Source organism: Neobacillus rhizosphaerae (genome assembly GCF_937468385.1).
In the GTDB taxonomy this organism is placed as follows: domain Bacteria; phylum Bacillota; class Bacilli; order Bacillales; family Cytobacillaceae; genus Neobacillus; species Neobacillus rhizosphaerae.
This window is the reverse complement of sequence record NZ_CALBWS010000004.1, coordinates 28,983-41,628: the sequence shown is the minus strand read 5'-3', so window position 1 is coordinate 41,628 and position 12,646 is coordinate 28,983. Positions and strand designations below refer to the sequence as shown.

Here is a 12,646-nt window from a genome sequence, read left to right as displayed (position 1 = left end):
GGATGAGTCTGAAGACATTAAGTGAGTTTAACTGGAGTGTCATGACACCGGAGTTCATCATCCTTGGTGTAATCGCACTGCTTACATTATTAGATTTATTTATGCCAAAGCGTCTGGACCGTCGAATTCTTGGCTGGCTGAGCATTGCGGGGATTTTTGCTGCGATTGTCTCGGTTGTGAGCTTACTAAGCGTAGAGCCAACCTCGATTTTGCATGATACGTTTACACTTGATACCTTTGGCAAGGCATTTAAACTACTTCTTCTTGCCGGTGCCGGGTTGGTCATGTTTTTGGCGGTTAGCTACGAGGCAAAGGATGGCATGGAAGACTACCGCGGCGAGTTTTATTATTTGTTCTTAACGGCTTTGCTCGGTGCAATGTTCATGACATCAAGCAGCGATTTGATTACGCTGTTTATCGGTTTAGAATTGTTATCGATTTCTTCTTATATATTAGCCGGTATCCGTAAGCACAACCTAAAGTCAAACGAATCAGCGATGAAATATGTCATCAACGGCGGAATTTCCACAGCGATTACGTTATTCGGGATGAGCTATGTTTACGGCTTATCTGGGACAACCAATTTGGGGGAAATCGCCAATACGCTGTCGATGGTAGCGGATGGTCAGCAGGCCTACTTGCTTGGCCTCGCCTTCTTAATGATTTTAGTTGGTTTATCGTTTAAATTGGCTTCGGCACCGTTTCATATGTGGGCGCCGGACGTTTATCAAGGGGCACCAACACCAGTTACAGCGTTCCTTAGTGTTGTCTCCAAAACGGCTGGATTTGTGATTGTGATTCGAATTCTGATTGCTGTGTTTTACAATGCTGCTCCATCAGGAGAAGGCGGAAGTATCCTATTCAGAATGCACGATTACCTCGCTTTCCTTGCTGCGGCAACGATGATCATCGGTAACGTAGTCGCCTTGAAACAAACGAATATCAAACGAATGTTTGCTTATTCGAGTATTGCCCACGCAGGTTATCTGCTTGTGGCCTTAACGACGATGAGCTCGAATATGATTTTTTCGGTTTGGTTTTATCTGCTTGCCTACATGTTAATGAACCTTGGCGCGTTTGCGGTCATCCAAGTCATTACGGAAAAATCTGGTTCGACGAAGATTGCGGACTTCGCTGGGCTATATCGACGCTCACCGGTTCTTGCCGTCACGATGGGAATTTTACTGGTTTCCTTGGCAGGTTTCCCGGGCACGGCCGGCTTTATTGGAAAATTAAACATCTTTGTCGGCGCCTTTTACGGCGAACCGCATTATGTGCTGGCTTCGATCATGATTGCGACCACTGTCGTATCCTATTTTTACTATTTCGGCGTTATGACGCAAATGTTCTTCCGTCCGGCTCGCGACGAAAGCAAATTCAACGTTCCATTTGGAATCATCGTTGTCTTAATCGTTGCCGTGGTCGGCTCAATATTGTTCGGTATTGCGCCAAACATCGCCTTAGATTTCTTGAACAATCTCCAGTAATGTTTTGAAAAAAGTAATAGAAGTGATTTCATGCGCTGGCTAGCCAGGTTGCTGCAGCGAAGCTGAAGTCAAAGTACCAGGGGCGAATAAGGTGGCCGTCTGCCTTAGGGGAGGAAGCTAGCCTGAAATTTGTATCTGATGGCTAGTATTGCAGAAATTTTGATCAGCCAGGAAGTTGTGCAAGAGCACTGGTGCCACGAAAATCGTGGTCTGCTTTTGCTGAAGTGTCAAATTAAAGGGGTATTATATAGAAAGAAGAGGTTGGGGAGCCTCTTCTTTCTTTGCGTTTTGAAGGTGGAATCAGGCTGGATTCTGCGGAATTAGAGAGGAATTCCGCCGGATATCCAGATCCAAGCGAAGTGTACACGAAGCGCGGAAGAAAAAAATACGCCACTACTTGGAAGAAAAAAGTCTATTTTATTGACAGAAGTCCATATTCCGCCATATACTCTATTAATTCCGCCAACTTCAAAAATAATATCGCTGTCATCACTCAAATCCATCTAAAATACCAATAAAATGACATAATTTTTCAAAATAGGAAATCAAAAATAGAAAAATATGGAGTATAATGGAATATGCTAGATAATCTGCACTAATAGTAAATAGTAGATTATTAGATTAATTTTTCTGCAAAGGGAGGGCACAATGAAAAAACTACGGATAATTTTGATGTTTCTAGTGGTGATTACATCATTTCAATTATTTCAGCTGACTGGCTCGGCCCAGGTTCAAAAGCCAGTGGCCATCTTTTATTCTCCTCATCAAGATGATGAACTGCTCAGCATGGGGAAGGGCATTATCAACAGCATTGCCCAAGGCTATGAGGTCCATTTGGTACTGATGACGGATGGCGGCGGCGCAACCGACGCCTTAAATGCTGTGAACAAAAAACTAGAGAAAGAGAAATTCCCACCGCTCACAAGGGAAGATTTCGTGAAAGCACGAACCGAAGAATTCCAGCAGTCCGCGGCATCACTTGGGGTTAAGATGGAAAACATCCACCTGATGAATTTCCCTGATGGCAAGCTAACATACAATCAAGCAAAACAAACAATCGAAACCTTCGAAAAGACTTACCCACATGCGATACATAAATCGATGTCCTATGCGGATTGGCATTCGGACCATGCCGTTATGGGAAAGGCACTAAATGATTTATATAATGAACATAAAATCCGTGACGTGCGTTTTTATGTTAAAAATGTTCAATATAATACGATACCAGGCAGCAACGAAGCTCCAAAGCAAATGACAGAAGCAAATCTACAAAAGATAAAAAATGCATCCTCTGTTTATAAACAGTGGGCGCCAGCTTCACAAAAATATTCGATCGGCTATATTTCGGTGCCAAGCAATTTTGCTGGGCTCGAAAAAGATCCGCAAAGCCGAACACACTTGGCAAATACTCCTAATATGCCATCTGCTCTCAAGCTCGCAAAATCGATGGCGACTGGACAAGCTGACGGTCCTATATCTGACACTAACCTGGCCGCTGCGATTAAAGCGGAGCTAGGTGTCACCGATCGGGAACTAACCGAGGATGATTTATCAGCATTAACAGCACTTCATGCGGCCGGAAAAGGGATATCTAGTCTAGAAGGCTTGCAATTTGCAAAAAATCTCAAACTTCTAGTCCTTGACAACAATAAAATTTCTGATTTAATGCCGCTAAAAGGGCTGACACAGTTAAATGAGCTCTACCTGAAGGATAACCAAATTGGAAATTTGGCGCCGCTCAACGAACTGACTAACTTAGCAGCGCTGAATTTTGACTTTAATCAGGTCACCGACCTTGGTCCAATTTCTTCCTTAACCAATTTACAGGTGCTGACGTTTAATAATAATAAGGTTTCGAATCTTGCGCCGCTTGCTCCGTTGACAAATTTGATAACACTTTCAATGGATAGCAATTTTTTCAAAGACATTACCCCTTTAAAAAACATGACGAGCTTAAATGCGTTATCCTTTTTTAATGTCGATCTGGATTTAAGCAAAGGCAGTGGCAATAGTGGAATCCTAGACAGGTTGGCCCCACAAGCAAGCGTTTATTATTCTAGTGTAAAAGTAACGCGGAGCTATCACACGAATCGGATGGTCGGGATTTCCTGGAGGTACCTTGATAGAAGTATCGATAAAGTGCAAATCCGTATTAACGACAACAAACCGGTAGAAGTGAATGGCGGCACGACGAATTATTTGTTTATGAATTTGAATCCGGGCCAAACGTATAAGCTGACCATTTCCGCTTTTAGTAAAGGAAATATGAGTTTTACCGGCGATATGACGGTGGCAACAGATACCAAAGTAAACATGAGCAAGTGGCTGGCGGTCGACCGTGATTGGTATTTTATTAACCCGGCTACCGGCAATCTAAGCACCGGCTGGCTGAAGGATAATGGCAAGTGGTATTACCTTGGTGCTAATGGGAAAATGAACTCAGGCTGGGTAAAGGTGAATGGCAAGTGGTATTACCTGGCGGCTAGCGGTGCAATGAAGACGGGGTGGCACCTGGATAAAGGTAAGTGGTATTATCTTGATAGTTCTGGCGCTATGCGCACCGGCTGGCTATATGTTAATCGAAATTGGTATTACCTCGAAAGCTCGGGGGTGATGAAGACGGGCCGGGCTTTGATTGGTCGCAAGTGGTATTACTTCAATGCGAGTGGCAGCATGCGCCGCTAACATTTGGGTTTGAAAGCCGTGTCTGAACTAGACGCGGCTTATTTTGTGAGAAGCCGTGGTTAATGAACGAGCGGCTTGTTTGGCGAGATGGCTGTCTAAATGAACGAGTAGGTTTGTTAGCCAAGATGAGTGGGTAAATGAACGAGCCAGTTATTTAGCGAAAAGGAAGTCAGAATTTGTGAGACGGCTTATTTGGCGAGATGGCTGGCTTATTTTACGAGAAGGAAGGATGAATTAATTTTTAATTTTTAACGCTGGTTTTTGCGGATAGGAAGTATGAACGATCGACGTAGCCTCTTTTAAGCGCTTTTTTTAAAAATGTCATTAATTTGTCACAATTACCACGAAAGTTGAAAAATAAAGAAACAGTTAAGTATTTCTCTCGTCTATATGTTAGAATAGTCACAGTGTGTAAAAAGGGGGTAGCAGAATGATGAATGACCTTGGTCAAATAGCGTTGGTAAGCATACTATCACATTTGCTGTTTATTGCCATTTCGTGGTGGGCGCTTCAGGCAATTCGTTTAGAAAAATTGCTCAAAGCCAATCATGTGTTTCAGGCACGATTACTGTACATATTATTAGCCATTTTCATCGGATCATCTGTTAGTAACTTTTTCCTTGATTATCTTCAGTGGTCAAGACAACTGCCATTAATTCTGCAGTTAGCACAATTGGTAAAATTTTAGGTCTTCGTACATGTTCCCTTTTACGAGAATTTTGAGTACAATTTTCTTTATGTGGAAAGCTATGTATGTCTTACAATTGAAGTAATAGATCTCGGTTGGATTATTATAGGTAAAGGTCGGACGTTTTACGACCGATTATTCTTTTTCAATAGTCGAATTTGGTATTTGTCTAAATGTGACGACATTTCCCAAGTATGCTCTCCTGCTGCCTGGTAACAATGGTAGTAAGGGGGAGTAGAGAGATGAACAGAAATAGTAAGATTTTTTTAAGCGTGATTGCGATAATTAGTTTTATCCTGGTTGTTATTGGGAACCGCACAACTGAAGCTTATGGCGGCCTGGATTTATTTCATATCGACGGCGTCGATGCCTTACTTTTTCAAAAAGATGAAAGCAATCCTGACTTGGCGAAAATCGGCTCTGTTTTGCAAGCCGAAAATATTTTGCTCAATGAATGGTCGTTTTATGCACGAGAGCATCTTTCTGGCATGAAAAGTGAGCAGGAAGTGAAGGAATACGTAGAAAAGCTTCAGCAAAAGTTTCCCGACTGGGATTGGTCTGTAAAAAGCACCAGCCAAAAATGGGAAGCAATAGCAGTATCTCCAACAGCTAAAAACCACAGCGAAATGCTTCAAATTATGGCAACCCACACAAATCAACCTGTCAATGCGTATATAGTTTATAGTGTTAGCGGTAAGGAGTGGAACAAGGCTCAAGAAGCCTATTTCACAAGCGATCATTTTAAAAATAGGCTATCTGACATATTTCGAGGAAAACCAACAGTTTTTTCTTGTATGAAGGGCGTAGTCAGTGATAAGATTGATACGGCTTTACCTACAACAGTAAGCAAGTTACTGTCTAGTTTTAATGCAAAAGAAATCGAAGCGTTAAATGAGGAGACATTCATGTCTGTTTCGGCGACATCGCCTATGTTTACAGGCTCCATAGATAATCAAAAAAATAACATGAATTTGCAAATTGGCATACGCTCCGAAGGATTGGGCGCAAAGACTACCATCGTAGTTGGCACACCAATCATTACGATTGAATATTAATATAGAGAAAATGGACGCGGAGGGGAATACTCTTGGAAAAGATCATCGTCCGCGGCGGACAAAGGCTGTTTGGAACGGTAAAAGTTGAAGGTGCAAAAAATGCCGTCCTGCCTGTTATCGCTGCAACATTATTAGCAAGTGACGGAAAAAGTGTAATTCGTGATGTACCTACACTCTCCGATGTATACACAATTAATGAAGTCTTACGCAATTTAAATGCTGAAGTGAGATTTGATAATAATACAGTTGTTGTTGATGCATCCAGAGAGTTGAAAGTTGAAGCACCATTCGAATATGTTCGGAAAATGCGAGCGTCTGTCCTTGTCATGGGATCATTGCTAGCACGTAATGGCCGAGCACGTGTCGCTCTTCCAGGAGGATGTGCGATTGGATCTCGACCTATCGACCAGCACTTAAAGGGCTTTGAAGCCATGGGTGCCTCGGTGAAGGTAGGAAATGGCTTTATCGAAGCAGAGGTAGACGGTCGCTTAAAAGGAGCAAAAATTTATTTGGACTTCCCAAGTGTTGGTGCCACTGAAAACATTATGATGGCAGCAACCCTTGCACAGGGCACAACCATCATTGAGAACGTCGCAAAAGAACCAGAAATCGTTGACTTGGCAAACTTTTTGAACAAAATGGGCGCTAGGGTGAAAGGTGCCGGTACGGGTACACTTCGGATTGAAGGCGTTGATGTATTATTTGGCGCCGATCACAACATTATTCCTGACCGGATTGAAGCGGGTACCTTCATGGTTGCGGCTGCAATTACGGGCGGAAATGTAGTAGTAAAGGGCGCAGTTCCTGAGCATTTATCTTCCTTGATTGCCAAAATGGAGGAAATGGGTGTTGAAATTTTTGAGGAAGAGGATGGCGTAAGGGTCATCGGTCCTGATCAATTGAAGGCTGTTGACATCAAAACGATGCCGCATCCCGGCTTCCCAACCGACATGCAATCACAAATGATGGCATTATTGCTTCGTGCACAAGGCACATCGATGATTACGGAAACGGTATTCGAGAACCGTTTCATGCATGTCGAGGAGTTCCGTCGCATGAATGCTGAGATTAAAATTGAAGGTCGTTCGGTTATTTTAAATGGCCCTTCTAATTTGCAAGGTGCAGAAGTGTCGGCAACTGACCTTCGTGCAGCGGCAGCTCTCATTTTAACCGGACTTGTTTCTGAAGGAAACACACGGGTCACAGAGTTAAAACACTTAGACCGCGGCTATGTGAACTTCCACGGCAAGCTCGCTTCATTAGGCGCTGACATCGAACGGGTAAAAGAAGTGGATGAAACCTTCATCGAGACAGAAAATTACGTATCGGATATGAACGCGTAGTTTCGTTGTATCGGACGTACGGATTGCTAGAGATGAACCTCAGGCTGAAGCTGAGTAGATAATTAAACACGAAAACAAAGCAACGGGGCCTAGAGATGAATTGGGTCCTGTTTTTATTTTGTTTGTTTTTAAAGATAAGAAAGTATAAAATTTTCGACTTTGAGAATTATCCAGCTCCAGCACCCTAGCGACTAGAGTGCTTCCCTCACCTCCCTACGATAAGTCAACATCGGTTTGCTAACGCTCACCGTGTTTCCTTTAGCTAATCAGAATTTATTTCCTAAATTCTGAACGCATAAATTCAACTACGCCTCTGTCTTCGCCTGACGGCTTGCCAATCGGCGAGTTTACATTTATCTCAGTCGGTTCAGTCCAGCCCTTACGTCGCTGACCAGGGCGCTTGCGCTTTTCTTATTAGGTAAAGTACACCATGCTCATACTTTAATAAAAAATCTGTAATAAATGCTTGTCCGCCCCCATATGTATGAATGGAGACACAACCTGGCAGATGTTGCCGGCTGTGAATTTTACAAACTGGAGGCACAATCATGAAAAAAATCAAACCACTCATCGTACTAGCATCACTCTTCATTGCCCTAACCTTGATTATTCCCGCAGTGCTTGTATTACCATTTTCAGGGGAACATCACGCAAGCGGAAAGCTGGGGGAGGATTTAACCAAGGTCCCGGCTAAAGAAACGAAGACACCAGGCCCCTCCGCGGACGCAGCGGTTGAAGTTGCCGTATTTCGCTCTGCAAAATCGAAAATTGAGAAAGTACCATTAGAAGATTATCTTGTTGGGGTGGTTGCGGCTGAGATGCCCGCGGAATTTAAGCAGGAAGCACTCAAAGCACAGGCGCTAACAGCGAGAACCTATATCGTAAAAAGATTGTTAACAAAGGATAAGATGGGGACTCCGAAGGGTGCCCAGGTCACAGATACCCCCATCCATCAGGCGTACAAGAGTGATGATCAATTACGGAAGGAATGGGGGATGAAGTACGACGAGAAGAAGAAGAAGATTTTAGAGGCTGTCCGGGCGACGAGCGGTCAAATTTTAACCTACAAGGGCGAAGTGATTACGGCGACCTTTTTCTCGACAAGTAATGGTTACACGGAAAATTCAGAAGACTACTGGCCAAGCACCTACCCATATTTAAGAAGTGTTTCAAGTCCATGGGATAAAACTTCTCCTAAATTTAACTTTCAAAAGGTGCTGACGGTTAAGGAATTTGAAGCAAAGATGGGCGTGAAAATTGGTTCAAGTGGAACGATTGGAAAAATTGTTGAAAAAACAGCTGGAAAACGCGTTGGAAAAGTGGATTTCAATGGGAAGGTTCTGTCCGGAAAGGATATCCGAGATAAACTTGACCTGAAGTCATCTGACTTTGCTTGGGAACGCAAGGGTAACAATATTGTCATCACAACGAAGGGCTTCGGCCACGGCGTGGGCATGAGCCAGTATGGCGCGAACGGCATGGCGGAAGAAGGTGCGGATTATAAAAAGATTGTGAAGCACTATTATCAGGGTGTCGAGATTACTTCGGCGGCGACCATGCTTGCCACGATAACGGCACAGAAATAGTGGATTGAATAGTTTAAGTTACCTGAGCCAGGCGCGACGCCTGGCTTTTTAGCTTTAAGTGGGTAGAATGTTGGCGGTTTGAGGGGAAAAAGGAGAAGTGTACGATAAAAGGGATAGCGACCTGTAAATTGCAAGAAGTGGATGATAACACTAGCAAAACATATTATATCGCGAACTCTATTAAATGGAGGGACTCTTTGATATTGCGATCGAGAACTGAATCGGGCAGCTCGACAAAGTGGTTTGAGGGCAAACTCGACTGAATCCAGACGGCTATCATATAGACAAGCTGAATCGCCGCAATACCCATTTGAAAAACTTCATAAAAAACTATTCCTCTTTCAGGCAATTAACAATGGCACTATTGAAATGCGGGTAAACCAATTGCGACCAAGGCAGAGATAAACCATCATCTCATACAGAAGCAAATCGTTTCCAAGAATCAAAATACCGGATCCCTATTGCTGAAACTAATTTTAACCAAATATTATTTTTTCACTTTCATGCATAAAAAGCTTAGCATTGTTGAAAAATAAGTTTTAAAAAATTTTTTTAGATTCGTGTATATAATTCTAGTTATCTGTTCAGAATGATTGCTGAGGTGATGAAAATGAGAGAGGAAGAAAACAAACGATCTTCTCAAAGTTCCAGCGTAAAACGCTTTTTCAAAAAGCGTTGGGTATTTCCAGCCATCTATATCGCAAGTGCAGCAATCATTTTAACAGGAGTTCTTTGGTATCAAGCGAGCAGCAGCAATACAGACAAATACGATTATAAGTCTACTGATCTCACTGGTAAAAAGAACCAACCCCCAGCTGTCGAAGTTAACAAAACAATGGAAAACTTCAAAATGCCTGTGGCAAAAGCGGATGAGGCTGTCGTAAAAATGAAATTCTATGATTTCCAAGGCAAAGCAGAAGACCAGGAATCAGCATTAGTATTTTACAACAATACTTATGTTCAAAACATGGGTGTCGATCTCGCCATGAAAAACGGCGAAGCGTTTGATGTTACCGCATCACTTAGCGGCACAGTCACTCGTGTCGAGGATGATGCAGTTCTCGGAAACGTCATTGAAATCGAGCACGACCAAGGTATTGTAACACAATATCAATCCGTTAAAGACATAAAAGTTAAGGTTGGCGAACAAGTAAAACAGGGCAAAGTCATTGCCAAGGCTGGACAAAGCTTGTTCAATGAAAAAGCTGGAATACATGTACATTTTGAAATCCGTAAAGACGGCGTTGCTGTAAACCCAACGAGCTATTTTGAAAAATCGTTGAGCACATTACAGGAAAACAAGCTTTCGGACGATAAAAAATCAATCGAATCTCCAAGCTTAAAAAAGCAACAAAAGCTTGAAGACCTAGAAAAGTCAACAGACGACAATCAGTCCTCTGACACACAAGACGAATCTACAAATTCCAGTCAAAACAAAAACTCATAAAAGCGTAACAAAGGGGAAGGGGATGCTTTCCTCTTTTTTTGCATTTAGGGCAAAAAAATGGTGCCTGACACCATATTATATCTTTTCACCATGTAAATAAGATTATTGCTACGCAATTATTTTTTCTTTACTAGTGCTATTAATGGTGCAGACACCCACCTCAAGAAAATGTCCTCCGCATACGGACAAATGTATTTCTGTGGTGCCTGACACCATGTTTTTGCGTTAATACGGTTTGTGGGTGCATATATGTTAGAATGTAAATAAAGGGGGGGATTTGGTTGAGGAAATTAGCAGGGTTCTTGGTGCTGATTGTCGTTTTAGCGCTCACAGGCTGCAGTAAGGAGCCTACACCACAGGAAAGATTCTCTGATTACATAGCTCTTTGGAATCAGCAAAAGTTTGCTCAGATGTATGATTATCTTTCAAAGGATGCGAAACAGAAAATCACCAAAGAAGAATTTACGAGTCGCTATCAAAAAATCTACGAAGACCTTCAGATTACTAATCTCAAGATTAACTTCAAAGAGCCAAAAAAGGATAAACAGGCAGATCAAGAAAAAGCCGACTATTCCTTTAGCGCTAAAATGAACAGCATCGCAGGAACGATTCAATTTACCCAAAAAGCTAGATTGCAGCAAGAAGAAAGAGACGATAAGAAGAACTGGTATGTAGACTGGAATACTGAGTATATTTTTCCGGATTTAAAGGAAGAAGACACGATTGGCTTAAGCACAACCTCACCTAAACGCGGGGAGATTGTCGACCGTAATGGTACCGGGCTGGCGGTGAACGGGCAGGTGTATGAAGTGGGTGTGGTAGCCGGAAAGGTAGAGGCGCCTGTTATCGAGCAACTAGCTTCCCTGTTAAAAATGACGCCTGAGCAAATTAACAAGGCACTCGGTGCAAGCTGGGTGAAGCCTGGGCTGTTTGTACCACTGAAAAAGGTATCGATGGAGGACAAGGAGCGGGTTGCCCAGTTGATCGCACTCGAGCCAGTACAGACGCGGAAGGTGGAGGCACGGATTTACCCTTACAAGGAGGCAGCAGCACAGCTGGTGGGCTATGTCGGCGCGATAACGGCGGACGAGCTGGCAAAGCGAAAGGACAAAGGCTACACTAGTCACGATGTCATTGGCAAACGGGGCCTTGAGCAGGTGTTGGACGAGAAGTTGAAGGGCGAGAGCGGTGTCAAAATCATCATTAAAAAGAAGGGTGACGGAGCAGATGTTGTGCTCGCAGAAAAGGCAGTAGTGGATGGGAAGGATATTAAGCTGACCATCGACGCCGATTTGCAGGCGGTGATTTTTGACGAACTGGCCGGAGAAGCTGGTACCGCTGCAGCCATGAACCCGGTTAACGGTGAAACGCTGGCACTTGTCAGTAGCCCGGCGTTTGACCCGAATCAGGCGGCGCTCGGCTTTTCAGCTGATGAATGGAAGGCGTTACAGGAGGATAAACGGCAGCCATTGACGACACGCTTTACCCAGGTGTATGCCCCGGGATCTGTCATGAAGGCAATTACGGCCTCTATCGGGCTTGCAAGTGGGTCGGTCAACCCGGCTGAGCAGGTGGCTATCCTCGGGCCGAAATGGCAAAAGGACAACTCATGGGGCGGCTATTTTGTGACACGGGTCCATGTGGGAAGTCCGGTTAACCTTGAAAAAGCGCTCGTCTTTTCCGATAATATTTATTTCGCCCAGGCAGCGTTGAAAACAGGAAAAGAAGCGTTCGTGGACGGGCTGAAGAAGTTTGGCTTTGAGGAGAAGCTTAAATACCCGTATCCGTTGGAGACATCGACTATCGGCGGGATGGACAGTGATATTGCGCTTGCCGACTCGGGTTACGGTCAGGGACAAATCCAAATGAGCATTGTTCATCTGCTGGCCTCCTATACACCGTTTATGAATAAGGGCAATATGATGAAACCGATTCTATTGGATGAGGAAGAACGAGGGCAGGTACTGAAGGAGGCCGTGGTCACAGGGGAGCAGGCAGGTCTGATTGCAGCGGATTTACGGAAGGTCGTTGGTGATGCCGGTGGGACAGCTCATGCCGCTGAAATGGCGGACTATCCACTCGCAGGAAAAACAGGTACAGCGGAAATCAAGCAGAAGCAAGGAGAAACCGGAGCAGAGAACGGCTGGTTTATCGCCTACAACGCAGATTCTCCAAGCCTAATGGTCGCGATGATGGTTGAGGATGTAGAGGGGCGTGGCGGCTCACAGATACCGGTGAAAAAGGTAAAAAATATTTATATGAGATTGAAATGAAGCATGTTCGGATTCAGGCACAAAGGATTGAAAATCAATAATAGTTAGGGAGACACTTGGCAATTAAGTGTCTCCCTAGCTA

8 protein-coding genes are annotated in these 12,646 nt (G+C 43.7%); all 8 read left to right on the top strand.

From position 1 onward, the window contains the following. Positions 1 to 2: 2 nt before the first annotated feature. The gene (gene nuoN / locus M5A78_RS05340; RefSeq protein ID WP_248734252.1) at positions 3 to 1,487 is read left to right on the top strand and encodes an NADH-quinone oxidoreductase subunit NuoN; all 1,485 of its coding nucleotides are present in this window, start codon (positions 3 to 5) and stop codon (positions 1,485 to 1,487) included. A gap of 648 nt (positions 1,488 to 2,135) precedes the next feature. Next, a complete protein-coding gene (locus tag M5A78_RS05335) occupies positions 2,136 to 4,172 on the top strand; it encodes a PIG-L family deacetylase (RefSeq protein WP_248734251.1) in 2,037 nt (678 codons plus the stop codon). Between the two features lie 430 nt (positions 4,173 to 4,602). Then, on the top strand, positions 4,603 to 4,860 hold the full coding sequence (locus tag M5A78_RS05330; protein WP_248734250.1) for a DUF1146 family protein: 258 nt from the start codon (positions 4,603 to 4,605) through the stop codon (positions 4,858 to 4,860). A gap of 242 nt (positions 4,861 to 5,102) precedes the next feature. Continuing rightward, positions 5,103 to 5,915 (top strand): YwmB family TATA-box binding protein, encoded by an 813-nt coding sequence (locus M5A78_RS05325; RefSeq protein ID WP_248734249.1) that lies wholly within the window; start codon positions 5,103 to 5,105, stop codon positions 5,913 to 5,915. A 32-nt stretch (positions 5,916 to 5,947) separates the two neighbouring features. Then, positions 5,948 to 7,258 (top strand): UDP-N-acetylglucosamine 1-carboxyvinyltransferase, encoded by a 1,311-nt coding sequence (gene murA / locus M5A78_RS05320; protein ID WP_248734248.1) that lies wholly within the window; start codon positions 5,948 to 5,950, stop codon positions 7,256 to 7,258. Positions 7,259 to 7,806: 548 nt separating this feature from the next. Then, positions 7,807 to 8,844 (top strand): stage II sporulation protein D, encoded by a 1,038-nt coding sequence (spoIID, locus tag M5A78_RS05315; RefSeq protein WP_248734247.1) that lies wholly within the window; start codon positions 7,807 to 7,809, stop codon positions 8,842 to 8,844. A gap of 610 nt (positions 8,845 to 9,454) precedes the next feature. Next, a complete protein-coding gene (locus M5A78_RS05310; RefSeq protein WP_248734246.1) occupies positions 9,455 to 10,291 on the top strand; it encodes a M23 family metallopeptidase in 837 nt (278 codons plus the stop codon). Between the two features lie 281 nt (positions 10,292 to 10,572). Then, on the top strand, positions 10,573 to 12,564 hold the full coding sequence (locus M5A78_RS05305) for a penicillin-binding transpeptidase domain-containing protein (RefSeq protein WP_248734245.1): 1,992 nt from the start codon (positions 10,573 to 10,575) through the stop codon (positions 12,562 to 12,564). The last annotated feature ends 82 nt before the right edge of the window (positions 12,565 to 12,646 follow it).